27 protein-coding genes are annotated in these 24,720 nt (G+C 64.1%); 15 read left to right on the top strand and 12 right to left on the bottom strand.

All coding sequences use genetic code 11. The features are described 5' to 3' along the window. Nucleotides 1-3: 3 nt before the first annotated feature. The 6 genes from ACUXH0_RS23620 (at nt 4) to ACUXH0_RS23595 (ending at nt 5,599) form a co-directional block, all read left to right on the top strand. Nucleotides 4-1,161, top strand: coding sequence for a sigma-54 interaction domain-containing protein (locus tag ACUXH0_RS23620; protein WP_182594727.1), 1,158 nt, complete (start codon nt 4-6; stop codon nt 1,159-1,161). Between the two features lie 49 nt (nt 1,162-1,210). After that, nucleotides 1,211-2,338, top strand: coding sequence for an acyltransferase family protein (locus ACUXH0_RS23615; protein WP_182594728.1), 1,128 nt, complete (start codon nt 1,211-1,213; stop codon nt 2,336-2,338). Nucleotides 2,339-2,427: 89 nt separating this feature from the next. Next, nucleotides 2,428-3,282 (top strand): transporter substrate-binding domain-containing protein, encoded by an 855-nt coding sequence (locus ACUXH0_RS23610; RefSeq protein WP_024541840.1) that lies wholly within the window; start codon nt 2,428-2,430, stop codon nt 3,280-3,282. Between the two features lie 14 nt (nt 3,283-3,296). Continuing rightward, nucleotides 3,297-4,079 carry an amino acid ABC transporter permease gene (locus ACUXH0_RS23605; RefSeq protein ID WP_182594729.1) on the top strand — a complete coding sequence of 261 codons (783 nt, stop codon included), beginning with the start codon at nt 3,297-3,299 and terminating at the stop codon, nt 4,077-4,079. Continuing rightward, nucleotides 4,072-4,755: an amino acid ABC transporter permease gene (locus ACUXH0_RS23600; RefSeq protein WP_182594730.1), complete on the top strand. Its 684-nt coding sequence runs from the start codon at nt 4,072-4,074 to the stop codon at nt 4,753-4,755. The genes ACUXH0_RS23605 and ACUXH0_RS23600 overlap by 8 nt, the downstream gene beginning before the upstream one ends. Further along, the gene (locus ACUXH0_RS23595) at nt 4,742-5,599 is read left to right on the top strand and encodes an amino acid ABC transporter ATP-binding protein (RefSeq protein ID WP_182594731.1); all 858 of its coding nucleotides are present in this window, start codon (nt 4,742-4,744) and stop codon (nt 5,597-5,599) included. Before ACUXH0_RS23600 ends, ACUXH0_RS23595 begins: the two co-directional genes overlap by 14 nt. A 10-nt stretch (nt 5,600-5,609) precedes the next feature. Here ACUXH0_RS23595 and metC read toward each other — a convergent pair whose 3' ends face one another. After that, nucleotides 5,610-6,854: a cystathionine beta-lyase gene (gene metC, locus ACUXH0_RS23590; RefSeq protein WP_182594732.1), complete on the bottom strand. Its 1,245-nt coding sequence runs from the start codon at nt 6,852-6,854 to the stop codon at nt 5,610-5,612. Between the two features lie 155 nt (nt 6,855-7,009). Between metC and ACUXH0_RS23585 the strand changes: the two genes are divergently transcribed. Further along, nucleotides 7,010-7,615 carry a cysteine dioxygenase family protein gene (locus tag ACUXH0_RS23585; protein WP_182594733.1) on the top strand — a complete coding sequence of 202 codons (606 nt, stop codon included), beginning with the start codon at nt 7,010-7,012 and terminating at the stop codon, nt 7,613-7,615. 43 nt (nt 7,616-7,658) lie between these two features. On the opposite strand, the gene ACUXH0_RS23580 is transcribed toward ACUXH0_RS23585, so the two are convergent. Further along, nucleotides 7,659-8,609: a LysR family transcriptional regulator gene (locus ACUXH0_RS23580; protein WP_182594734.1), complete on the bottom strand. Its 951-nt coding sequence runs from the start codon at nt 8,607-8,609 to the stop codon at nt 7,659-7,661. 111 nt (nt 8,610-8,720) lie between these two features. On the opposite strand from ACUXH0_RS23580, the gene pcaD reads away from it, so the two are divergent. Together pcaD and ACUXH0_RS23570 are read left to right on the top strand one after the other, a co-directional pair. Continuing rightward, on the top strand, nt 8,721-9,536 hold the full coding sequence (gene pcaD, locus ACUXH0_RS23575) for a 3-oxoadipate enol-lactonase (RefSeq protein WP_182594735.1): 816 nt from the start codon (nt 8,721-8,723) through the stop codon (nt 9,534-9,536). A gap of 86 nt (nt 9,537-9,622) precedes the next feature. Beyond that, a complete protein-coding gene (locus ACUXH0_RS23570) occupies nt 9,623-10,234 on the top strand; it encodes a TetR/AcrR family transcriptional regulator (protein ID WP_004635026.1) in 612 nt (203 codons plus the stop codon). Nucleotides 10,235-10,237: 3 nt separating this feature from the next. Here the strand turns inward: ACUXH0_RS23570 and paaE are convergent, their stop codons facing one another. The 8 genes from paaE to ACUXH0_RS23530 form a co-directional block, all read right to left on the bottom strand. After that, nucleotides 10,238-11,338 carry a 1,2-phenylacetyl-CoA epoxidase subunit PaaE gene (gene paaE / locus ACUXH0_RS23565; RefSeq protein ID WP_004635028.1) on the bottom strand — a complete coding sequence of 367 codons (1,101 nt, stop codon included), beginning with the start codon at nt 11,336-11,338 and terminating at the stop codon, nt 10,238-10,240. Nucleotides 11,339-11,358: 20 nt separating this feature from the next. Next, complete coding sequence (gene paaD / locus ACUXH0_RS23560; protein ID WP_182594736.1) at nt 11,359-11,841, bottom strand: 1,2-phenylacetyl-CoA epoxidase subunit PaaD; 483 nt, start codon at nt 11,839-11,841, stop codon at nt 11,359-11,361. Between the two features lie 23 nt (nt 11,842-11,864). Continuing rightward, entirely contained in the window at nt 11,865-12,665 is an 801-nt protein-coding gene (gene paaC, locus ACUXH0_RS23555; RefSeq protein WP_182594737.1) for a 1,2-phenylacetyl-CoA epoxidase subunit PaaC, read from the bottom strand. Between the two features lie 9 nt (nt 12,666-12,674). Next, nucleotides 12,675-12,962, bottom strand: coding sequence for a 1,2-phenylacetyl-CoA epoxidase subunit PaaB (gene paaB, locus ACUXH0_RS23550; protein WP_182594738.1), 288 nt, complete (start codon nt 12,960-12,962; stop codon nt 12,675-12,677). Nucleotides 12,963-12,979: 17 nt separating this feature from the next. After that, nucleotides 12,980-13,999: a 1,2-phenylacetyl-CoA epoxidase subunit PaaA gene (paaA, locus tag ACUXH0_RS23545; RefSeq protein ID WP_182594739.1), complete on the bottom strand. Its 1,020-nt coding sequence runs from the start codon at nt 13,997-13,999 to the stop codon at nt 12,980-12,982. Nucleotides 14,000-14,165: 166 nt separating this feature from the next. Beyond that, complete coding sequence (locus tag ACUXH0_RS23540) at nt 14,166-15,614, bottom strand: DHA2 family efflux MFS transporter permease subunit (RefSeq protein ID WP_182594740.1); 1,449 nt, start codon at nt 15,612-15,614, stop codon at nt 14,166-14,168. A gap of 427 nt (nt 15,615-16,041) precedes the next feature. Next, nucleotides 16,042-16,473, bottom strand: a complete 432-nt coding sequence (locus tag ACUXH0_RS23535; RefSeq protein ID WP_182594741.1) for a VOC family protein — start codon at nt 16,471-16,473, stop codon at nt 16,042-16,044. A gap of 97 nt (nt 16,474-16,570) precedes the next feature. After that, a complete protein-coding gene (locus tag ACUXH0_RS23530; RefSeq protein WP_004635042.1) occupies nt 16,571-17,002 on the bottom strand; it encodes a YybH family protein in 432 nt (143 codons plus the stop codon). Between the two features lie 125 nt (nt 17,003-17,127). Here ACUXH0_RS23530 and ACUXH0_RS23525 point away from each other — a divergent pair, with 125 nt between their 5' ends. From ACUXH0_RS23525 to ACUXH0_RS23505, 5 genes are all read left to right on the top strand, one after another. After that, nucleotides 17,128-17,772 (top strand): TetR/AcrR family transcriptional regulator, encoded by a 645-nt coding sequence (locus ACUXH0_RS23525; protein ID WP_182594742.1) that lies wholly within the window; start codon nt 17,128-17,130, stop codon nt 17,770-17,772. 154 nt (nt 17,773-17,926) lie between these two features. Next, entirely contained in the window at nt 17,927-18,766 is an 840-nt protein-coding gene (locus ACUXH0_RS23520) for a hypothetical protein (RefSeq protein ID WP_182594743.1), read from the top strand. A 5-nt stretch (nt 18,767-18,771) separates the two neighbouring features. Further along, a complete protein-coding gene (locus ACUXH0_RS23515) occupies nt 18,772-20,157 on the top strand; it encodes an LLM class flavin-dependent oxidoreductase (protein ID WP_182594744.1) in 1,386 nt (461 codons plus the stop codon). A gap of 249 nt (nt 20,158-20,406) precedes the next feature. Then, entirely contained in the window at nt 20,407-21,531 is a 1,125-nt protein-coding gene (locus ACUXH0_RS23510; RefSeq protein ID WP_182594745.1) for a zinc-binding metallopeptidase family protein, read from the top strand. A 111-nt stretch (nt 21,532-21,642) separates the two neighbouring features. Next, entirely contained in the window at nt 21,643-22,155 is a 513-nt protein-coding gene (locus ACUXH0_RS23505) for a hypothetical protein (RefSeq protein WP_116576226.1), read from the top strand. A 54-nt stretch (nt 22,156-22,209) separates the two neighbouring features. On the opposite strand, the gene ACUXH0_RS23500 is transcribed toward ACUXH0_RS23505, so the two are convergent. Together ACUXH0_RS23500 and ACUXH0_RS23495 are read right to left on the bottom strand one after the other, a co-directional pair. After that, nucleotides 22,210-23,163 carry a chemotaxis protein gene (locus tag ACUXH0_RS23500; protein WP_004635059.1) on the bottom strand — a complete coding sequence of 318 codons (954 nt, stop codon included), beginning with the start codon at nt 23,161-23,163 and terminating at the stop codon, nt 22,210-22,212. 117 nt (nt 23,164-23,280) lie between these two features. Next, on the bottom strand, nt 23,281-24,186 hold the full coding sequence (locus ACUXH0_RS23495; protein ID WP_024541822.1) for a LysR family transcriptional regulator: 906 nt from the start codon (nt 24,184-24,186) through the stop codon (nt 23,281-23,283). 107 nt (nt 24,187-24,293) lie between these two features. Here ACUXH0_RS23495 and ACUXH0_RS23490 point away from each other — a divergent pair, with 107 nt between their 5' ends. Then, complete coding sequence (locus tag ACUXH0_RS23490; RefSeq protein WP_259393752.1) at nt 24,294-24,677, top strand: NAD-dependent epimerase/dehydratase family protein; 384 nt, start codon at nt 24,294-24,296, stop codon at nt 24,675-24,677. The last annotated feature ends 43 nt before the right edge of the window (nt 24,678-24,720 follow it).

The raw sequence follows: 24,720 nt of genomic DNA, 5'->3' as shown, positions 1-24,720 counted from the left end.
ATCATGGCGACGTTCCCTGTATGGCCTCCACCGCCTGGCCATGAGCCCGCGGCCTGCACGCCAGGTTGGATCTTCGAGGACCCGCGCTCCCGCGCCCTGCTCGATGAAGTCGAACAGGTGGCGCCCAGCGACGCGGCCGTGCTGATCTCCGGTGAAACCGGCACGGGCAAAGAGCTGATTGCCCGCTACCTGCACAACCGCAGCGCACGGCAGGGTGGTCCTTTCGTGGTGGTGAGTTGCGGCGCCTTCTCCGACACGCTGGTCGATGCAGAACTCTTCGGCCACGAAAACGGCGCGTTCGCCGGCGCATTCGGCACGCAGGTCGGGTGGTTCGAGCAGGCCAACGGCGGGACGATCTTCCTCGACGAGGTCAACGACCTGCCGCTGCCTGTGCAGAACAAGCTGCTGCGCGTGCTGCAGGAGCGCGAAATCGTGCGCCTGGGCGGGCGCACGCCCATTCCGGTCGATCTCCGGATCGTCGCGGCCACCACCGTCGATCTGGAAACGCTGGTCCAGGAGAAGCGCTTTCGCAAGGATCTTTACTACCGGCTGAATGTCGTCAATCTCAACGTCTTCACGCTGAAGGAGCGTCCGGGCGACATCGTTCCGCTGGCGCGCTACTTCATCAACACCTACAGCAAGCGACTCGGCCACGCGCGCGCGACCCTCACACCCGAGGCCGAACGCCTGCTGACAGAAGCCCCTTGGCACGGCAACGTGCGCGAGCTTGAAAACGTCATGCACCGGACGCTCCTGCTCTGCGATGGAAACACTATCGACGCACCAGACCTGCGGCTGTCGAGCCGCTCTACCAGCCCTCAAGCACAGGCCGAGACCGACCCATCAATCGCTTCCGGCGCCACCGCGCCCACGCAGGTGCCCGTCGCGTCCGCCGACGAAACTGACCTGCTGCGACGTGCCATTCGGCAACTCTGTAACGACAACGTGGGCAATGTCTATCAGGTGGTGGAAGATGCGTTGTTCCGAGAGGTATTCCGGTATTGCCACTACAGCCAGAGCGATACCGCGCGCGTGCTGGGCGTAACGCGGAACGTGGTACGCGCCCGGCTTATTCGCCTGGGCGAAGTTGGCGCACCCCGCACACTGTCCTTTGCCTCAGCACCCGCGACAGTGGCACACGAAGACGTGATGGGCACGTAGCTTGCTTGCCAGCGTGAGTTGCTCTCTGCGTTATCGATAATCATCCTGCGTGAACCGTTCTTCGTCTTCTCTACTCAGCATCCAGGCGCTGCGGGGCTTCGCCGCACTGTATGTGGTGGTGTTCCACTCCGGACTCGCTCTGGCCCACGCCGACATCCCTGCGCTTGCGTGGCTGACGTCGCATGTGATCAAGCGCGGCCATGTCGGTGTGGACGTGTTCTTCGTCATCAGCGGCTTCATCATTGCCTGGGTTGCCATTCTCGGCCCCAAGGGGCCTGAGCCGGCCAACGAGTTTCTCGTCAAGCGGGCGTTCCGGCTTGCGCCACCCTACTGGCTGATGTCGGTGCTGTATTCCACGTGGTTCAACCCGGTGTCGGCCGGCGTACTGTTCAGCTCGCTCGCGTTTGTGCCGCAGGCCAATGTCGATGCGCCGTACTTTGGGTACCCGCCACTGTATGTCGGCTGGTCGCTCAACTATGAAGTGTTCTTCTACGCGCTGTGTGCGGTTGGGCTGGCACTCTTTGGCCGGCGCGCGCTCGGACTGGTGGCACTGGCGCTGTTCACGACGACGATCATCGTTCCGTTCTGGCACGGCGGCGTCGTGCAGGGCAACCCGGAAGCCTTGTACCACTGGGCCACACCACTGCAGGCCATGGCAGCGAATCCGCTCGTGCTGGAGTTCCTGCTGGGCGCCGGGCTGGCATGGCCGTATGCGGCACATCGGCATCGTCTGACCCCCGCCGTTGCCCGTGTACTGCTGGCGGTTGGCGTGGCCACCTTCGTGATGTCCGTGGTCGGCCCGGTCCCGAAATTCGATCTGCTCGCGCGGGGACTGCCCGCAGGCGCGTTGTTGATCGGCATGGTGGCCATGGAGCACTGCGGCGAGCTTCGCGTGCCGCGCGTCGCCGTCTGGCTGGGCGAGTTGTCGTATGCGCTGTACCTCGTGCACCCGAGCGTGATTGAGGCCACGCATCGCGTGGTGGGCAGGCTCGCGTCGGAGTGGCTCGGTACGCAGTTGATGCTGTTTGCCGTCAACCTCGCGCTGACACTGGCACTGGCCGTGCTGCTGCATCGCTATGTCGAACTGCCATCCATCGCCCTCGGCCGCCGCGCCATCGACTGGATGCGCAACCGTCGGCACGCCTTGCGCACCCGCCTCGGGCCGCAAAAGCCCTGAGCGACGCATAACGTTTCCGGTTTTTATTCGTTCGCCGCACGACGGGCGTCTCACACAATGGCCGCTTCAGAAACAATCTGTCGCGTGCCATGTCCGCTCCCTCTTCCTCGTCCCGCCGATCCGCTCTCGTCTTCGCCTCCGTGGCGTTGGCTGCGGCCGCCGCGCTCACTGCAACGGCGGCACACGCTGATGCCACGCTCGACAAGATCCAGCAGCGCAAGAAGCTTGTCGTGGGCGTGGTGCTGTCGGGTGGGCCATTCGGCTCCATCGATCCCGTCACGCAACGCGGCACGGGCTTCAACGTCGACCTTGCACAGGCACTCGGGCGCGGGCTTGGCGTGGAAGTGGAGACGGTGCAGGTGCAACCTTCCAACCGCGTGCAATTTCTGCAGCAGGGCCGTGTTGACGTGCTGGTTGCGGCGATGGAGCTGAACCCCGAACGCGCGGACCTGCTCGCCCACGTGCCGACACCGTACTACCGCGTGGGCGGCGTGGCGTTGGTCCCGAAAGACAGCCCGGTGCACCAGTGGAGCGACCTGAAAGGCAAGGACGTTTGCCTGTCGCAAGGCAGCAGCTATGCCAAGCCGCTGGCAGCCGACATTGGCGCCACGCCCAAGGGGTTCAAGAGCCCGGCCGAGTCCTTGCTGGCCCTGCGCGGCAACAACTGCGCTGCCGCCGTGCACGACGCCACGCTGCTGCAGCCGCTGCCACGCAGCAACCCCGAATGGAAGGACTACCGCATCGTCGGCCCGGACCTCATCCCTTCGCCCACGGTCATCTGGGCGCGCAAGGGCGAGAACGACACCGTGGCCGCCCTCGACCGCATCGTCCAGGGCTGGCACCGCACCGGCTGGCTGATCGAAACGGAGAAGAAGAACGGCATCCTGCCGCCTTCGCCCGCGCTGGTCGAATGGCATGACAAGCTAAAGGCCACGCGCGGCTGATCGAGAGGCTGCAGTTGACTGACGATCTGCTCGCGCGGGCGATTGCGCTGGTCCGCCACACCGGCCTCGACTACGGCTTTCTGGCCGAGGTGTACGAGCGTAATGCGCTGCTGCAAGGCGCGAAAGTTTCGCTGCTAGTGATGCTGAGCACCGTGGTGCTGAGCCTCGTCTTTGGTGTTGGGCTCGCGCGGCTGCTGGTGTCGCCGCACAAGCGCGTGAGATGGCTGGCGCAGGGCTTTATCGAACTGACGCGCAACACGCCTACGCTCGTGCAGTTGTGCTGCGCCTTTCTCGTCGTCAACACGCTCATCACGCAAACGCTGGCGCAGTGGCAGATGGCCAATCCGCTCACGCCGTTCTTCTGGGCGGTGACGTTGCTCTCGCTACACAAGGCGGCGTTTCATGCAGAAGCCCTGCGTGCCGGCATTGAAGCCGTGCCGCCCGCCATGCTGGAAGCCGCAACTTCGCTCGGCTTCAGCGCACGCGAGCGCCTGTGGCGCGTGCAACTGCCGCTCGCACTTCGCGCTGCGTGGCCCTCGCTAATGAACAACACAGTCGAGCTGGTAAAGGCATCGTCGCTGGCATCCGCCATTGCGGTGGGCGACCTCACGTATAGCGCGCTGATGATCTGGACACAGCGCGACAACGTGCTCGAATGCATGGTGCTGTTGCTGCTGTTCTACGGCGTGGTGACCTATGCCGTGCATGCGCTGGGCGTATGGATCGAACGCCGGCTACGAATGCCCGGTTACGGCGCCGCTGGCCACGCCGCATTGGGGAGCGCCGCGCATGCCTGACACCCTTCTCGCCACGCTTCTGCATTGGTCGCCCGCTTTGCTGCGGGGGCTGGGCATCAACGTCGGCATCAGCTTGCTGGCCGTCGGGCTCGGCACCTTGGTCGGGCTGGCGATCGGCGCGCTGCATTTGTCGTCGGTGCGCGGGCTCAGGCACCTCGCCGGTGGGTATGTAGTTGCGTTTCGCAATGCACCTTGGCTTGTACTGGTTTACGGCATTGCGTACGCGGTGCCCTTCGAAATTGTCGTGCGTGGCCACGTGATCCCGTTTCCGGATTGGCTCAAGGTGACGTTCGCGCTGGCATTGCCGGCAAGTGCGCACGTGGCGGAAATCTTCCGTGGCGCGGTGCAGTCGATCCCGCATACGCAGTGGGAAGCCGCAGCGTCGCTGGCGTTTACGCGGCGCGACATCCTCTGGCGCATCGTGCTGCCGCAGTGCGTGCGGCGCATGCTGCCTTCGTGGATGAACCTGTACGCCGTCATCACCATGGGCACGGCACTGGCGTCGCTGGTGGGCGTGCACGATCTGCTCGACACTGCCCAGATCGCCAGCAACACGGTTAACCGCACACCGTTTACGGTGCTGACCTACTTCACCGTGCTCGCCCTGTTCTTCGTTTACTGCTACCCGATTTCGCGCCTGACCCGGCGCATGGAGCGCGCGCATGTCGCTGCCTGATCTTCTTCCTCTCGATGCATCTACGCCGGTTGCCCCACCGCTTGTCTCACTCCGCGACGTGCATCTGAGTTTCGGCATCACGCCGGTGTTGTCGGGCATCAACCTCGACGTGCAGCGCGGCCAAGCCGTGTCGATCATCGGGCCGTCGGGCTCGGGCAAGTCGACGCTCCTGCGCTGCATCAGCGGTTTGCTTCGGCCGCAGCGCGGCAGCATCACCGTGGACGGCATCCGCGTCGACCAGCTCAACACCGAAGAAGACACCATTGCCCTGCGCAAGCGCATCGGCTTTGTGTTCCAGCAATACAACCTGTTTCCGCACCTGAACGTGCTCGACAACCTCGTCGCCGCCCCCGTGCGCGTGCTCGGCAAAGCGCGTTCAGAGGCTGAAGCCACCGCACATGCGCTGCTCAAGAAAGTGGGCCTGGCAGACAAGGCGCGCGCATACCCCGGACAGCTCTCGGGCGGCCAGCAACAGCGCGTAGCCATTGCCCGCGCGCTGGCCATGAAACCGGAACTGATCTTGTTCGATGAAGTGACGTCCGCGCTCGATCCGGAAACGGTGGGGGAAGTGCTCAACGTCATCGGCGAATTGGTCGACGATGGCCTGACCTGCGTGCTGGTCACGCACGAAATGGCCTTCGCGCGGGCGATCAGCGACGAGGTGGTGTTCACGGAACACGGCGTCGTGGTGGAACGTGGCTCGGCAGAACAGGTTTTTTCCTCTCCGACGAGCGACCGCACGCGTGCATTCCTGTCGCGCGCGCTTTCGGGTCATGCAGGTGCGCGGCCCCTCCTGCATGCGGCATGGCACGCTGCTTTCACCAGCGCGACGTTTGCCGTCTGACCTTCGACCTTCAACCGCCAATCGCGTGCAGCGCGGCTACGGGCGCGTGCTGCAGCGCCTGCTCCAGATCAGCAATCAGGTCATCGGCATCTTCCAGACCGACATGCAAGCGCAGCACAGCGCCAGCTTGATCCCATTGCGCGTGGTCAGCCAACCTTTCGGGCGCAACCACGGTGACGAGGCTTTCGTACCCGCCCCACGACGCGCCAATCGCGAACAGCTGCAAGGCATCGGCAACCCGTTCTGCGGCGTACTGATCCGCGCCTTCCAGCACGAATGAAACGAGCCCGTTCGCGCCCGAGAAATCCCGCTGCCACAGCGCGTGACCCGGGTCACCCGGCAATGCCGGATAGAACACCCGCCCAACGCCCGGCTGCGCCTGCAGCCACTGCGCCACGCACGTGGCATTGCGCTGGTGCTGGGCCATGCGCACCGGCAACGTGCGCACGCCGCGCAGCGCCAGATAGGCATCATCGGCGCCGATCGTGAGGCCGAGCACATCGTGTGCGGCCGCAATACGTGCCGCCACGGCATCGGTGCGGGCAACGACCGCACCCAGCATCACATCGGAATGCCCGGCCACGTACTTGGTGGCGGCAAGGATGGAGATGTCCGCCCCCGCATCGAGCGGCCGGAAGAGAATGCCAGACGCCCACGTATTGTCCGTCGCCAGCAAGACGCCGTGCCGCTGCGCTACTCGGGCAATGGCACGCAAGTCATAGATTTCATAGAGCAGCGACCCCGGCGATTCCGTATAGATCAGCCGTGTGTGCGGGCGGATGGCGGCTTCGAGCTGCCCGTCGCGCGGGTCCACATAGGTCAGTTCAATGCCCAGGCGCTGCAGCAGACCTGTGTCGAGCCGGCGTACGGGCGCATACACGCTGTCGGTCACGACCACGTGGTCGCCAGGCGACAACAGCGCCAGGAACGTCAGCGAAATCGCCGACAAGCCCGATGGCACAAGGAACACACGCACGCCGCCCTCAAGGGCCAGCAGCGCATCTTCCAGCGCGCGGTGTGTTTGTGAACCGTGGCGGCCGTAGCTCGCGATGTTCTCGCCGGCCTTGCGGCGCGCGTGGACATCGTGCTGCGCGGCAGTGCTGGCATGGCGGACGGTGCTGGTGCGCTCCACCGGCACGTTGACCGGCGCAGTGCCCTCCACAAACGGCGGGCTGCCCGCGTGGATGATGCGTGTTGCAAGAGAATTCGAGGCATCCGGCGCATTGGAACGGGCGTCGATGGAAGAGCGTGTCATGCAGGCCTCGCGCGTTTCTGAAGGCGCCCATGTTAGGCACGCCACCCCGCACCCGAGAACGAACCGATGCGTCTAACCATATGCAGGATGCTGCGTTGGTCGTGCGCTGCCGCCGCCCTACACTGAGGGCTTCACCGATTCGCTTTTGAGCTGCCATGAGCCTCGCCCAGCAACGCGACCACGCCGTCCGCCAGACCCTCGTCGCCATTCGTGCCATTGCCGCGCAAGACGGCATTACGCAGGCATCGCTTGCACGCATTGCCGATCGTCTGCATGAACTTGCCGCGCAAGAAGCGCTGTTCCCGCTCGACGCCTTCCCACCGCCCGCAGCCGGCGATGCGGATGCCTCCAGCCGTTACCTGCTGCATGCAGAACCTGATCAGACCTTCGCGCTGTACCTGAACTCCATCAACCCTGGCAAGACGACGCCGCCGCACAACCACACCACGTGGGCCGTCATCGTCGCGCTCGAAGGCGAAGAGTTGAACCGCGTCTACACACGCACCGACGACGGCCGCGACCCCGAGCGTGCCACACTGGCCCTGTCGCGCGAAGTCGTGGTACAGCCGGGCACGCCCATCACGTTCCTCGACGACGACATCCACAGCATCCACGTGCTGGGCAACACACCCACCCGCCATTTCCACCTGTATGGCCGAGCGCTGGAAACGCTGACAGGGCGCGTCGGCTATGACCTCGCCACGGGCCGTGTGCTCAACTACAACCGCAACTACATGAACGCGACGAAGCAGGCCGCTTGATCGTCCACCTCAAGCCGGGACGGCCGGCCTGCGCCTCAGCGGGTTATGTCCGCTGTCGGCTGGCCGCACCCGTTTGACGCGGCATGCGACCCAACGCCGGCTTCAGCACCGGCGCACGGTGCCCGAGAAAATCCCACAGCCGATTGGCGACTGGCCCATGCGGCTGATCGCGCCTGCGTGCGACCACCAGTTCCTGCACCATGCCGGGAAAATGGCGCCCCGCAATCGACAGCAACGTCCCCTCGCGCAGCTCCGTCTCGATCAGGAAACGCGGCAGATGCCCCCACGCCATGCCGTGGAGAATCAGCTCTTTCTTCATCAATTGGTCAGGCGCGGCGCACTGCGGCGCACCGTCGATGACGTAATGGAATTGCTCCGGCGGGTTCCGCGCGGAATCGTTGATGACGCACTGCATGAAGCGCTGCATCTGCTGAGGCGTGATGGCCGACGTGATGGCGAACGGCAAAAACCCCGGCGCCACCACCGGCACCATGGCGATCTTGCCCAAGTCGATCCACTCCATGCGCACGTCGCCTTTCGGCACGCGGTGGACGATCAGGTCCGCATCGTCTTCCAGCAAGCGCTCCCACGGCCCGGTGACGGCTTCGAACAGCAATTGCAGCCGCGTCTGCGGACACTGGCCGAAGAACGCGCTGAGCAGCGCGAGCACTGGCTGGAGCGGGCACAGGTCGCCCAGCACCACGCGCAACTCGGCCTCCTCGCCCATCGCGAGCTGTTTTGCGTGGGTGCGCAGCTCCTCGCTCTCACGCAGCAAAGACTGCACTTTGCGGTGGAACGATCGCCCCGCTTCCGTCAAGCGCACGCGATAACCGCTGCGGTCCAGCAGGCTCAAACCCAACTGTCCTTCCAGCTTGGCGACCGCCGCAAAGACCGACGGGTGCGAGCGATGCAACCGCTCGGCCGCGGCCTGAAAGCTGCCGCCGGTCACCACCGCGTCGAAGCACTGCAGCTCATGAAGCGTGAAGTTCTGCATTGTCGACAAAGCCTACAAAATTGTTCAAAACTTCATAGTATCCACGAACCCCACCGGCTTCTAGGATGACGACATCCCAATCGTTTCAACCGTCTTTCCCAGGAGCCCAACATGACCACCCGCAACGACCTCTCCTTCATCACCACCGGTGACGGCGCACGCCTTGCCTATCGCTTTGATGGCACAGCCGGCAAGCCTGTCCTGCTGCTATCCAACTCCATCGGCACCGACCTGCACATGTGGGACGTGAGCGTGCCGAGCCTGGCCGAGCACTTTCACGTGCTGCGCTACGACGCGCGCGGCCATGGTGCTTCGGATGCCCCTGCTGGTGCGTATTCAATGGACCGGCTCGGCCGTGACGTGGTGGAATTGCTCGATGCGCTGGGCATCCGGCGTGTGCATATGCTGGGGCTGTCGCTTGGCGGCATCGTGGCGCAGTGGCTGGCGATTCATGTGCCGGAGCGCATCGACCGGCTGATCCTCTCCAACACCGCCGCGCATATCGGTCCGACGCAGTACTTCGACCAGGCCATTGCAGAGCTTCAGCAAGCGCCGGACATGCAGGCAACAACGGAAACGTTCCTGCGCAACTGGTTTCCCGCACGCATGCTGAAGGCCAACGACCCCGCCGTTGAACCATTCCGCCGCACGCTGCTGGCAACGCCGCGCGAAGGCATCATCGGCGGCTGGGCGGCCGTGCGCGATGCCGACCTGCGCCGCACGATTACGCTCATCACGCATCCGACGCTCGTCATTGCCGGTCAGCACGACACCGTGACGTCTGCCCGCCATGGCGAGGAAATTGCCGCTGCCATTCCGGGCGCGCAATTGCGCCTGCTGGACACCGTGCACCTCGCCAATGTCGAGCTGCCGGACGCGTTTCTTGAAGCCGTGCTGGATTTCCTGGGCGTGCACGAAACCGTCTGACGCGTTGATGCAGCATCAACGCAGCATCGACACACGGCAAGCCAGCCGGTTAACATGGCGGCCATCCAACCGATGTGCCGCCCGCCATGTCCCGCGTCAAGAACGAAGACGAATTCGAGTTGCGCCGCGAAAGCGTGCTCGACACCGCCGCCGAAGCCTTTGCGGCCGACAGCTACCCGAGCGTGTCGATGAACCAGCTTGCCGCTGCATGCGGCGGATCCAAATCGCGCCTGTATCACTACTACGAAGGCAAGGAAGCCATTCTGTTCGACCTGCTCGACCGCTATACGCGGCGGCTGGCCGACCTGGTTGAACGCGCCGAGAGCGACGCGCGCCACGCCAAGCTCTCGGCACGCGCTACGCTGCATCTGCTGATCCGAACGTTCCTGGCCGAATACGCCACGTCGCGTACGCGGCATGTGGCCTTGCTCAATGATGTGAAATACCTGGCGCCAGAACAGCGCGACATCGTGCTCGCGCGCGAGCGAGACGTGGTGGCCGCGGTGGGCCGACAGCTCGGGGCGGCTTACCCGAGCAAGGTGGACGAGGCCAACCGCACGCCCATCACGATGATGTTGTTCGGCATGATGAACTGGACGTTCACCTGGCTCAAACCCGACGGCCCGCTTTCCTATGAGGGCTATGCGGAAATGGTGATCGACATGCTGGAGAACGGGCTCGGTGGCAAGAAGAGCTGACGTTCAACGCTCGTCGTAGCTGACCACCACGCGCTGCGTGAGCGGGCGCGCCTGGCAGGTCAGCACAAACCCCTGCTGGATCTCCCAGTCTTCCAGCGTGAAATTCTTGTCCATCTCTACGCGGCCTTCCAGCACCTTGGCGCGGCACGTACAGCACACGCCGCCCTTGCACGCATAAGGCAGATCCAGCCCCGCGTTCAACGCACTGTCGAGCACCTTGGCGTCGCCTGCCATCGGCACCTCGTGCGATTTGCCGTCGAGCACAACGGTGAGCGCCACTTCGCCCGCCACGGCACCATGCTTGCGCGGCTTGGCCGTTGCCGACACATCGCCCACCGGCACGCCAAAGCGCTCCGCATGCACACGCTCTCGCGGCACGCCGCGCTCAAGCAGCGCGGCTTCCACCGCATCGATCATCGTCGACGGGCCGCAGATGAAAGCGGCATCGATATCGTCGGGCGGGATCAGCGCATCCAGAAATGCATGGGCCTTGGCGCCATCAAGCCGCCCGTTGAACAACGCAATCTCCTGCGCCTGACGCGACAACACGTGATACAGCGCGAAGCGATCGAGGTAGCGGTCCTTCAGGTCTTCGAGCGCCTCGCCAAAAATGATGCTGTCGACGCTGCGGTTGCCGTAGACCAGCGTGAAGCGGCTCTGCGGCTCCGCCGCGAGCGTGGTCTTGATAAGCGACAGGATGGGTGTGATGCCGCTGCCGGCCGCAAAGGCGACGTAGTGGCGAGCGCTTTCGGCGGCGAGCGGCACATAGAAGCGCCCATCTGGCGGCAGCACATCAAGCGTCTGGCCCACGCGGATACGGTCGTGCAGATGGTTGGAGAACACACCCGCATCAACACGCTTGACTGCCACCCGCAACTCGCCGTGCGCGTCGTAGTCCTGTACGGCGCAGCAAATCGAATACGAGCGCCGCAGTTCTTCGTGTCCTGGCAGTTGGCCGGACGGCACGCGCAACGTCAGGAACTGGCCCTGCGTAAATCGGTATGCATCGCGCAGATCGTTCGGCACATCGAAGCGCACGGAAATCGTATCGGCCGTCTCGCCGCGCACTTCGGCAACGCGCAAGGGGTGAAATTGCGGAGTCATGGGCGTCGTGCTCGGTGGGCTTAGTAGGGCTTGAAGTAGTCGAACGGCTCGCGGCACGCGCGGCAGCGGTACAGCGCCTTGCAGGCCGTCGAGCCGAAGGCGGAAATGAGCACTGTATCGTGCGATCCGCATTGCGGGCAGGCGATGTGTTCACCCTGCGCGGGGCGCGTAAGACGAATCGGCCGGGCCCCCTCCACTTCGGCCACATGCGCAGGCGGCGCAATACCAAAGTCGCGCAATTTGCGCTGCCCTTCCGCGGTGATCCAATCCGTCGTCCATGCCGGCGACAGCACCGAACGCACCCGATACGCCCCTACGTCTGCCGCTTGCAAGGCATGGCTCACATCATCGGCAATCTGCTCCATGGCCGGGCAGCCGGAATACGTGGGCGTGATCGTTGCCACCAGGGTGCCGTCTTCGTCGAGCTGCACATCGCGCAGGATGCCCAACTCGGCAATCGTCACCACGGGAATCTCCGGATCGGTTACCGCTTCGAGCGCCATGCGTGCGCGCTCCAACCGCTCGCTTACCACGATGCCCCCGGATACTGGCGCGCCAATCCCTGCATCTCGGCCAGCAGATAGCCCATGTGCTCGGAGTGCACACCGTGCTTGCCGGTGCTGACATAGGGACCGGGCTCGGGCCAGCGCAACGTAGCCTCGTCCAGCGCGTCACGCACCGTCGCCTCCCATGCGTCGCGCAGGTCGGCCGGACGCACGCCGATGCCGGCTTCGGCCGCGGCCGTTTCAACGTCGTCCGCGGCAAAAAATTCGTTCGTGTACGGCATCAGCCAATCGAGCGCGGCCTGCGCACGTGCATGCGATTCCTCGGTGCCATCACCGAAGCGCACGAGCCAGTCGCGCGTATGGGCGAAGTGGTAGCGCATCTCCTTCACCGACTTGGCGGCAATGGCGGCCAGCTCTGCGTCGGTCGAACGCGTCAATGCTTCCCACAGCGGCACCATCAACGCGGCGTACAGGAAGTGGCGGACCATGGTGACGGCGTAGTCGCGCGTGGCTGCCGACGTCGCGACCAATGGGCCGGCATGCGGCAGCTCGAGCAGCGTGTAGTTGCGGAACGCAGGCTCGGCCCGCCAATAGGCGTAGTCGTCTTCCGTGTGCGGTGTGCCGGTGAGCGCGCCTTCGATCTGCCCCGCGTGCGTGTAGAGCAGCCGCGCCTGCCCGGTCAGGTCAAGACTGAGATTGGACAACGCAATGTCTTCTTCCAGCACAGGGCCATGGCCCGTCCATTCCGCGTTGCGCTGGCCGAGGATGAGCGCGTTGTCGGCCAGACGAAGGATGTATTGCAGATGCGCGTCGGAAGTCATCGCCGCGGCTCACATGTGGTTGACTTCATCGGGCAGCCGGTAGAACGTCGGGTGCCGATAGATCTTGTCGGCCATCGGGTCGAACAGGATGGGCTTGTCGTCGGGCTCGCTGGCGGTGATGGCCGCCGACGGCACCACCCAGATCGAGACGCCTTCCTGCCGGCGCGTGTAGACATCGCGCGCCATCTGCAGCGCTTGCTTGGCGTCCACCGCGTGCAGGCTGCCGCAATGCTTGTGCTCCAGGCCCTGCTTGCTGCGGATGAACACTTCCCACAGCGGCCAGTCGTGTTGATGCATGGTGGGTTCCTACCGGTTCAGGCAGCTTGTTGGTTGGCGGCGGCACGTTCGGCCTGCTTGCGCGCGTAGGCGAGCGCGGCTTCGCGCACCCACTCGCCCTCTTCGTGTGCACGCTTGCGGGTGGCAAGGCGCTCGCGGTTGCACGGGCCGTGACCATCGAGCACGCGTTTGAATTCGGACCAATCGAGCGGCGAGAAATCGTAATGGCCGCGCGCTTCGTTCCACGTGAGGCCGGGGTCGGGCAGCGTCACGCCGAGCACGCGCGCCTGCTCGACGGTGGCATCGACAAAACGCTGCCGCAGATCGTCGTTCGAGATGCGCTTGATGCCCCAGGCCATGGTCTGCGCGCTGTTGGGCGACGCGGTATCGGGCGGGCCGAACATCATCAGCACAGGAAACCACCAGCGGTTGACGGCTTCCTGCACCATGTCGCGCTGCGCCTGCGTGCCGCCCATCATCGTCAACAACGATTCATAGCCCTGACGCTGGTGAAACGACTCTTCCTTGCAGATGCGGATCATGGCGCGCGCATACGGGCCATATGAGCAACGGCACAGCGGCACCTGATTCATGATGGCCGCGCCATCGACCAGCCAGCCGATCACGCCCACGTCTGCCCAGGACAGCGTCGGGTAATTGAAGATCGACGAATACTTCGCCCGGCCTTCGTGCAGCGCGTCGATCATCTCGTCGCGCGAGCTGCCGAGCGTTTCAGCCGCGGAATAGAGATAGAGGCCGTGGCCCGCTTCATCCTGCACCTTGGCCAGGAGGATGGCCTTGCGCTTGAGCGACGGCGCGCGGCTGATCCAGTTGCCCTCGGGCAGCATGCCGACCACCTCGGAGTGCGCGTGCTGCGAAATCTGCCGCAGCAGCGTCTTGCGGTACGGCGCCGGCATCCAGTCCTGCGGCTCGATCTTGTGGTCGGCCCCGATGCGTGCATCGAAGCGCGCCTGCAAATCGGCTTCGCCTTGAGAGGCGGCGGCCAGTTCCTGCTCCGTGGGCAAACCGCCGGGCTGGTTGAGGCTTTGGGTGTACATGCGATCCTCCGGCCGCTTGCGCGGCATGTGCACGGCGCGTCATGCGCACCGTGTTTTGGATGGATCGATTATAAACCGTCCGACCGGTCGGTCAATAACGGGTTTCATCGCATGCCTCGTGTGAGACATGCGGTGTGCTCTCTTCCTCGGGTCCTTTCTCGGTGGCTCAGATTGGCGCTGCCGACGATGCTTCGCCCTGCGCCGCTCCGTGCGTGCGCGTGCGCACGAACACGCCCGCCAGCACCGAGCCGAGCAACGCTGCAACCGCCCCCAGCAGGAACGCGAGGTGATAGCCGCCATTCAGCGCGGTCGTGGCATCGGCCCCTGCCGCCGCCAGACCTTCGCTGCGCCCGGCAGCCAGACTTGCCAGGATGGCCAGGCCCAACGCACCGCCCATCATGAACGACGTGTTGACCACGCCCGAGGCCAGGCCCGATTCATCCGGCGCCACATCGCTCATGGCGGCCAGCAGCACCGGGTTGAACGCCACCCCGGCGCCCAGGCCGAGCAACAGCATGCCAGGCAGCACGTCGAGCACAAAGCTGCCGCCCGCAGGCGCGCGCGCAAACAGCACCAGCCCAATGCCTGCCACCAGCAAACCCACCGACAGGGGCGCGCGAATGCCAAAGCGCATCACCAGCTTGGCTGACAAACCCAGCGAGAACACCGCCATGATGATGTTGGCCGGCAGGAAGGCCAGTCCGACCTGCATCGCGCTGTAGTCGAGCACACGCTGCATGTACAGCGCCGAGATAAAGAACCACGCGAACATCGCCGCCGCCCACAGCACGCCCACCACATTGGCCGTGGCCACGTTGCGCAGCGCGAACATACGCAGCGGCATCAAGGGATGCGACACGCGCGATTCAATGACCAGGAACGCGATCATCAACGCGATGGCAATGCCAAGCTGCGTCAGCGTCTGCGTCGATGTCCAACCGGCTTCGTTGCCGTGCACGACGGCGTACACCGCGAGCATCAGCGATGCGGTCACGGCAATCGCGCCTGCCACGTCCAGCTTTGTTCGATCGGCCAACGGCTTGCCCACCGGCAGCAACGCCACACAGGCGGCATACACCGCCACGCCAATCGGCAGATTGACCAGAAAGATCCAGTGCCAGCTCAGCGTGCTCGTCAGCAGGCCACCGAGCAATACGCCGATGCTGCCGCCGCCCGCACAGACAAAGCCGTAGATGCCCATTGCCTTGGCGCGGTCCGCCGGCGAAGTGAACAGATTCATGATCAGCGACAGCGACACCGCCGACACCACCGCGCCGCCCAGCCCCTGCACGGCGCGCGCGGTAATCAGCAGCCCTTGCGAATTCGCCAGCCCACATGCGGCCGATGCCAGCGTGAACAGCGTAAGCCCCAGCAGGAACAGCTTGCGATGCCCGAACAGATCACCCAATCGCCCGCCGAGCAACAGGCAGCCGCCAAACGTGAGCATGTAGGCGTTGACCACCCATACGAGCGAGGTTTCGGTAAAGCCCAGGTCTGCCTGGATGGACGGCAGCGCAACGTTCACGATCGTCGTATCCAGCACGATCATCAGCACGCCCAGGCAGAGCACGATGAGGGCAAGCCAACGCTTGCGTTCGTCAATGCCATGCGTCATGGAATCACTCCTATGCTTGGCTGCTGCGCCCGGATGTCGCTCAGGATTGCGCAGCCGATTTGAGGTTGGCGAGACCGGCTTCAAAGTCCTCGCCGATCATCGCGTCCATACTGAAAAAACGCCCGTCAGCTTGGCGATGTGCCCAACACAGCAACAATCGCGACGACGATGACGATCGCACTGATCTTCAGCATGAAGAACGCTCCAACAGATGGGGCAGCAGGTGAATGGACGCCTTTGCGCAGGCCATGCAAAGGGTCGCGGCGAGAACAGCCGATCGTCACCCGGCGGGTGGTTTCGTTGATATTGGTAAGGCCCCGGTGATCGCGCAGTCTAGCACCGGGCCACGGCCCAGCGCCAAGGCAGGCTGACTACGAGTTTGCGTAGAACGGCCACCGTGCGGCGGCCGTTTTTACACGCGCGGCCATTACATCGGCTTGGGTGCGATCACCATCCACGTGATGCCAAAACGATCGGTCACCATGCCGAACGCGTGGGCGAAAAACGTTTCGGACATCGGCATCGTGACGTGGCCGCCGTCGCCGAGCGCCTTGAAGGTACGCTCGGCAGCAGCGTTGTCGGGCACGCTCACGGACAACCCGAAACCCTTGAAATCCGGTTTGCCGCCGGCCATGCCGTCAGACGCCAGGATCTGGGTGTCGCCCACGCGGAAGGCGGCGTGCATCACCTTGTCGAGCGAGGGCGCCATGCCGCCACATTGCTCGGCAGTGGGCTGCGCATCCTTGGGCGCGTCCTTGTAGTGCATCACCACGTCGACCTTGGCGCTGAGCGTCTTCTTGTAGAACTCCAGCGCCTCTTCGCAACGACCTTCGAAGAACAGATACGGTTGAACTTGCATCACAACTCCTTGGGGTGGACTCGGGGGACTGCAAAACCGCGCACCGGGTAACTTGAACACGCGGGTGGGGAAAGCGTTTGCTCGCCTTTCGTTGGACTCAATTGCAAGCGCTCTCGGGTACCGGCATCGGAACCGAGGCGTGTTCATGAACCACCAGCCAGCGCCCATCGATCTTGCGAAAGCACACGGTGGCGCGCGTTTGCGCATCGTGCTTTGCACCGTCTCGATACCGCGCACGCAGGCGGTTCACGCTGAAGCAATAGGCCAGATCGCCGCTCACCTCGAGGTGCAATTCAACGAACTGGAAATCCGCCTGGCCATCCAGCGCATCGAACCAACCCTGCCAGTTACGGCGATACGCCTCTGCGCCTTTCACAAACAACGGCGGCATGACGTCAAAGACGACGACGTCCGGCGCGTAGTGACGCATCACGGCATCGATGTCCTTGGCGCGAACGGCTTCTGCCCACGCCTCAATCAGGCTGCGCAGCTGCGATGCATCACCCGCGGCATCGCTTGCGTTTGTCATATCGACCTCCTGAAAGTGCTTGGCATCCTGCGGGGCAGCGCCTAGTGTTGATTTGTGAACACTGTCCACAAACGATAGCAGACATAATGAACAGTGTCCACATCGCTTTTGCGGAGTTTCATCGCATGACCCAGGAACCACCCCGCCCGCCCGTGCGCGCAACGTATCGCCATGGCGACTTGCGGCGCGCGCTGCTTGACGCAGGCATTGAGCTGGCACGTGCCGGCGGGCCGGACGCCATCGTGTTGCGCGAGGCCACGCGCCGTGCAGGTGTCGCGCCAAATGCCGCATACCGCCACTTCGCGGGGCGGCTCGATTTGCTGCAGGGGGTACGCGCTGCGTCACTCGCGGCGCTCGCGCGCGCCATGGAGGCCGAGCTGAATGCCATCGACCCAACCTGGCCGGCAGACGCGCAAGCACGTGCTTCACTGCGCGCCATCGGTGTGGGTTACCTGCGTTTTGCGCAAATGGAGACCGGCTTGTTCCGCACCGCCTTCGCCGTGCCCGATGAGGTGGAAAACGACGCCGACCCAGCCAAGGCAGGCGATAGCGGACTCAACCCGTTTCAGTTGTTGAGCCTCGCGCTGGATCGCATGACCGCCGCAGGCGTCTTGCCCGCCGAGCGCCGCCCCGGGGCCGAATACCTCGCCTGGTCTGCCGTGCATGGGCTGGCGCTGCTCATCATCGACGGGCCCCTGCGCAGCCGCCCGCCGGAGCAAACCGGCGCCATCGCCCTGCGCGTGGTCGAAATGGTGGAGAACGGCCTCTAAAGCGCGCCATGTGCGTGCAGCGTCTGACGACATGCGCAACGCTTCGTTTGCCAGCGCAAGCTTCAATGCAACGATGACAGCCTCGCTGCACCCGCTCACCCGGCCGGTGCATGCCCCATCAACCGGAGTGACCCTCCGCGACGAGGATGTCAGCATGACCCAAGCCCATCTCGAAACGACAGCCACCGCCCACACGCGCTACGGCGCGGCGCTGGAAAAAGACCTGTTCGACCGCGTTGCCGCCGTGCATGCGCCGCACCTGCCGCCGGCGCGCACGGAACCGCCGCGCGACGCACAGACGGCGGAAGAACTGGAAGGCGTGATCGACTACGCAGTGTGGAACGCCGCGCACGACCTGTTCATCGTGCAACTGGCGAGCGCGGGGTTGGACCGGCTCTTTCGCAATGAGCCCGATTTTCAGCTCGCACTGTCGCGCCAGATTGGCGATGACGGTTTTCACGCAGTGGCCTCGCGCGAGCGCATTCGCGTGCTGTCGGGGCATGATCAGATCGAGCGCATCGCGCGGGAAGTGCGCCACCACTGGGATGTCCTTGGCGATTACCCGCTGACAAGCCAGGCCGCCTTTCTCGCGTGGGAATTCCACTACGAGCATCACATCCTCGCGCGGCTGCAGGTCAACCGGCGCACGTCGCGCGTGCTCGATGTTGCCAACCGCGACTTTGCCGAGAACCGCATCATGCCGGACGAGGAAGTGCACCGCATCCTCATCACCGAGTGGTGGCACCGCAAGCTCGATGCGGCATCGGATGACGAGCGTGAGCAGCTCGTGGGTGAAGTGCTGGATGCCGACGACAAGCTGCAGGTGCTGCTTGGTGATTACCTGCGCGAATCGTGGGCGTTGAACGAACGCGCAGCCGGCATCGACACGCGCAACTACGTACCGCTGTACGACGCATGGCGGCGCGAGATTCTGGGCGTATTGCTGCAACGCTCTGCCGACGCCCTGCCGGCCCTCACCAGCCTCGCCACCTGATCGCGATGTCCAAGAAATCGATCCTGCTCAACGCGTTCAACATGAACTGCGTGGGCCACATCAACCACGGGCTGTGGACCCATCCGCGCGACACATCGTCCGACTACCGCAAGCTCAGCTATTGGACCGACCTCGCCAAGCTGCTGGAACGCGGCTTGTTCGACGGTCTGTTCATCGCCGATATCGTGGGCGTGTACGACGTGTATCAGCAGTCTGCCGACCTGACGCTGCGCGAGTCGATCCAACTGCCGGTGAATGATCCGCTGATGCTGGTGTCGGCCATGGCTGGCGTGACGGAACATCTCGGCTTTGGCCTGACCGTCAACCTGACCTATGAGGCGCCGTACCTGTTTGCGCGGCGCTTCTCCACGCTCGACCACCTGACCGACGGCCGGGTCGGCTGGAACATCGTCACGGGCTATCTGGACAGCGCTGCGCGCGCCATGGGCCTGCGCGAGCAGATTGCACACGACGAGCGTTACGACCGCGCCGACGAGTTTCTCGATGTGCTCTACCAACTGTGGGAAGGCAGTTGGGAAGACGATGCGGTGCTGCGCGATCGCGCTGCACGCGTGTTTGCACGGCCCGACAAGGTGCACCGCATCCGGCATCACGGTCGCTATTACGACGTCGAGGGCTACCACCTGAGCGAGCCGTCTGCGCAACGCACGCCGGTGCTGTTTCAGGCGGGCTCGTCCGCGCGCGGGCAGACCTTTGCCGGGCAGCATGCGGAGTGCGTGTTCCTGTCGGGCCAGAGCCAATCGGCCACGCGCGATCAGGTGGCGCAGTTGCGTCAGGCTGCCGTGCAGGCCGGGCGCCGGGCGGATGACGTCAAAGTCTTCATGGGCATCACCGTCGTGGTCGACAAGACGGAAAAACTTGCACGCGAAAAACTCGCCGAATACCAACACTATGCCAGCGCGGAAGCCGGTCTTGCGCATTTCTCGGCGGGCTCCGGCGTCGACTATTCGACCTATGCGTTGGACGATCCGCTGCGTGCGGTGAAGACGAATGCGATCGAGTCATCCATCCGCCGCGCCACCGGCGGCGACACGCAGTTCACCGTGCGGCGTCTGCTCGATCAACTCGCGCTGGGGGGCCGCTACGCCACCATCGTCGGCGACCCACAGCAGGTTGCGGACGCTTTGCAGCAGTGGATGGATGTCACGGACATCGACGGCTTTAACCTGGCGCGCACAGTAACGCCGGAAAGCTATGCGGACTTTATCGACCTAGTGGTGCCGGAGCTGCAGAACCGCGGTGTCTACAAGACCGCGTATGCACTGGGGACCTTGCGCCGCAAGCTGTTTGGTACCGACCGTCTGCCGGACGCCCACCCGGGCGCGCAACGGCGGCGGCAACCCGCACAGGAGCTGGTGGGCCACCCCTAAGCACTGGTCGTGGGCGTCCCCAGCATCTGTTGATCGCGCTTCCACGCACAGCGCGGTGCGATGGACCCATGAGGCGGATTCGCTGTGCGCCGGGATACGGGCATTGATGGCCGAGCCGGTACAGCGCACGGCCGTGCGTATGACACGCCAATGCGGTACAACGCTTGCTGGACAGCTAGCCGCTGCCACACCACCCTCTTGGTGGGGAAGCCCCCCGAAAGCCAGCCCTTCCCCTGCCCCTGGACCGCCATGAAAACGTTCCACTGCAACCGTTGCCAGCAACTCGTCTTCTTCGAAAACGTCTTGTGCGAGCGCTGCAACGCCCTGCTCGGCTACCTCCCTGACGTGGGCGAGATCAGCGCCTTCGAACCTGCCGACGAGCCCACTGAGACAGCGGAGACGGGGGAGACGCTGGAGACAGCAAAGGCCGCGGACAAGCGCTGGCGCAGCCTTCACCCCGAGGCACAAGGCCAGCGCTACCGCCAATGCCACAACTACGCGGTCGAAAACGTCTGCAACTGGATGATCCCGGCCGATTCGCCCGACACGCTGTGTCGCGCCTGCCAGTTCACCGAAACGATCCCCGACCTGACCGTGCCGGAAAACCGGTTCTATTGGTACAAGATGGAGGTGGCCAAGCGCCGACTGCTCTATACGCTCATGAAGCTGGGCCTGCCACTGGAATCGCGGCAGGAGAACCCCGAGACGGGGTTGAAGTTCGCGTTTCTCGCAAGCAAGGAAGACAGCGCGCCCGTCATGACCGGCCACAACCACGGCCGCATCACGCTCAACATTGCCGAAGCCGACGATGCCGCGCGCGAAAAAGCCCGTACCGAGCTGCGCGAGCCCTATCGCACGCTGCTTGGCCACTTCCGCCACGAATCCGGGCATTACTTCTTCGACCGCCTGATTGCCGGCAAGCCGATGTGGGAAGCCGCGTTCCGCGAGCGCTTTGGCGACGACCGCGCGAGCTATGCCGACGCCCTCAAGACCTATTACGACAATGGCCCGCCGGCGGACTGGGCACAGCACTACATCAGCGCCTACGCCACCATGCACCCATGGGAAGACTGGGCCGAAACCTGGGCGCACTACCTGCACATGGTCGACGCGCTGGACACCGCCGTGTCATACGGCCTGGCATTGCTGCCCGACCATCCACAAGAGCCCGAACTGACCGACCAGACCCCAGTGGAAGAAGCCAGCTTCAACAACCTGATGAGCCGCTGGTTTCCGCTCACCTACGTGCTCAACAGCCTCAACCGCAGCTTGGGTCAGCCCGATGGCTACCCGTTCACGCTGGCATCCCCCGTGATCGACAAGCTGCGTTTCGTGCACCGCGTCATCGCAGCCTCCGACCAGAAACCCGGTTGATCGCACCAATGTTGTGCGGCACAGGCGCCCGTTTGGATCGATGGAATATTTCGGGCGGCCGCGCGGTTTACCATCCGTAAGGTCAATCCCAGCATCCCCCCGGAGAACGCCATGCCAAAACGACTCAGCAGATGGATCAGCCTGACGGCACTTGCCCTTTGCGCGTGTGCCTCGCTCAACCCTGTGCAGACAGCGCAAAAGATGATCGGCCAGCCGGAAAGTGCTGTGCGAGAAACCTTTGGCGCACCCACCGAGACCTATCAGCTTGCGGATGGCACGCACCGCTGGATTTACTCCAGGCAGCCGCTCGGGCACGAGGTGTATGCCGCCGATTTTGACGCCAACGGCAAGCTCACCAACTATCGGCAAATGCTGACGGAAAAGGAAATCTACGAGGCGCGCCCGGGTGTGTGGACCAAACGCGATGTGCTCGAGCGCTTCGGCACACCGAAAGAGCCGACGCAGTACTACCCGCTGATGAAGCGGGAGGCGTGGTCATACCGGATGTACGTCGCCGGGACTCAGCAGGCGCACTTCAACGCCCTGTTTGACGACAACGGCGTGCTCGATCGCACCATGATCGTCGTCGACCCGCTTGGCGGGGACCACCACAGCCGCAAGTAATACAGAGCCCGGCGACGCATTGCACGTCGCCCGGCCCCATGCCTGGCTCAGTGCTTAACCCAGCGCAGAAGCAATAGCCTGCGCGAGCTCGTTGGCTTCGAACTTGGCCACGTAGCCGTTGGCGCCGACGCGGCGCACGTGGTCTTCATTGGCCGAGCCCGACAGCGACGAGTGAATCACCACCGGAATCGACTGGAACGCCGGCTCGGTTTTGATCTTGCGGGTGAGCGTGAATCCGTCCATCTCGGGCATTTCCAGATCGGTCAACACCAGCGCAATCTTGTCGCGCACGGTCTTGCCTTCGCGGGCGGCATCGCGTGCGATGTTCTGCAGCGTATCCCAGGCTTCCTGGCCGCTCTTGGTCATGACGTACGGCGTGCCCATCGCCTCCAGGCCGTTGGCGATCAGCGAGCGCGCGAGGCCCGAGTCATCCGCCACCAGCAGCTTGGCACCCGGCGGCAGCTTGATCGGGCGCTCGTCATTGTCGGGCGCCAGATCGGTGCGGCGGGTCGGGAACACGTCCACCAGAATCTGTTCGACGTCGATCACCTGCGCCAGACGCGAGTTATCAGCGTTGCCGTCCAGGCGCGCCAGGCTGGTGATATTGCTGCTGCCCACGCTCGCCTCGGCCGGGAAGATCTGGCTCCATTCCAGGCGCACGATTTCGTCCACTTCTTCCACCGCAAAGCCTTGGGTGGTACGCGCGTATTCGGTAATCAGCAGGATGTTGGCGTTACCGTTCTTGGTGCCGATCACGCTGGCGAGGTCGATCACGGGAATGATCTGGCCGCGCACATTGACCGCACCCAGGATATGGGCGCCGGCGTCCGCCACATGCGTTACAGGCGGCATGACCATGATCTCGCGCACCTTGAACACGTTAATGCCGAACATCTCGCGCTGATTGGAGCGCGCAGATTCGCCCAGGCGGAACAGCAGCAGCTCAAAGCGGTTGTTGTTCGTCAGATTGGTCCGTTCATCGACTTCGTGCTGCGAATGCTGTGACATCGCGTCTTCCCCCGTTCATGCACACGTTATGTGGCGGTAAACGGCAGGGCGTTAGGCAACTTGAAGGCGTTTTGCGAATGTGAAGGCCGCGCCCTTCCAGCGTGGGGGAACAGCCGCCTAGGCAATCTTCACATGGGCGACCAGGAAATCCAGAAACGCCCGCACGCGCGCCGGCAGATGCGCGCCCTGGCCAACATAGACGGCGTGGATGTCTTCGGCCTCGCCGGGGTTGTAATCCTCCAGGACGGGAACGAGTCGACCCGCCTCCAGATCGGCGCGCACCTGAAACTCGGCCAGGCGCGCCAAGCCCAGCCCGGCAACCGCCACGGCACGCAGCGCCTCGCCATCGCTGATCTGCGTGTTGCCCTGCGGTATGAACTCGGTACGGCGACCGCGCTTGATAAAGGGCCAGGCATTCATTGCCCGCACATAGCTGAACGCCAGGCAGTTGTGGTTCGTTAAATCAGCCGGCGTGCGTGGCGTCCCGGCGCGCGCCAGATAGGCCGGCGACGCGACCACCATCAAGCGCGTGTGTCCCAGCTTGCGCGCCACCAGACGTGAACTCTTCAGCGGGCCACTGCGCAGCGCAACATCGGTGCGGTCTTCCAGCAGATCGACCACTCGATCCGTGAGCGCAATGTCGAGCGACACCTCCGGATGGCACGCCAGAAACGCCGGCACGATCGGCAGCAGCAAGTGCGTGCCGACTGGCACATTTGAATTGATGCGCAACCGCCCTGCGGGCTGTGCACCGGCGGAAGCCGCGCGCTCCGCCTCGTCCAGATCGGCCAGCACCGTCACGCTGCGTTCATAGAACGCCGTGCCCTCGGGCGTGAGTTGGAAGCGCCGCGTGGATCGGTTTACCAACCGCGCAACGAGGCGAGCCTCCAGCCGTGCCACCAGCTTGCTCACCGCCGACGGCGTCATCCGGCAAGCGCGCGCCGCAGCAGAGAAGCCGCCCTCCTCCACGACCCGAACAAAGACTTCCATCTCGCCAAAGCGATTGACATCGAGCCGCGACATTGTGATTTCAATTCATAGATGTTGTTCTTACAGGCAGTCTATCGCACAGATCCGAGCGTTCTCATACTGGTGGTCATTGCTGATTCGTACTTCAACCCAACTCCAACATGACTGCACAGGACAAAGTCGCGCTCGTCGTGGGCGCGCAGGGCGTGATCGGCCGCAACCTGATCGAGTACCTCGCCACATTGGACGACTGGCGCATCGTGGGCCTGTCGCGTCGCGGTGGAGCATCGACAGAGCGCATCCAGCACATCGCCGTCGACCTGCTCGACGCGGCCGACACGCGCATCAAGCTCGGCGCACTCGACAGCGTCACCCACCTCTTCTACGCCGCCTATCAGGACCGTGCGACCTGGGCTGAGCTGGTGCCGCCCAACCTCACCATGCTGACCAACGTGGTCGACGCCATCGAAGCCGCATCGTCCAACCTCGTGCACATTGACCTGCCCCCGGTTTTAGTACGAAGCACAGTTAGAGTCCGAGGTTAAAAACTCTTGCTCATGCCCCTGCGCAAACTGCATCGGGGTCAGG

Source organism: Ralstonia sp. 110700041-2, assembly GCF_056280165.1.
This window is presented reverse-complemented; position numbering and strand designations above follow the sequence as displayed.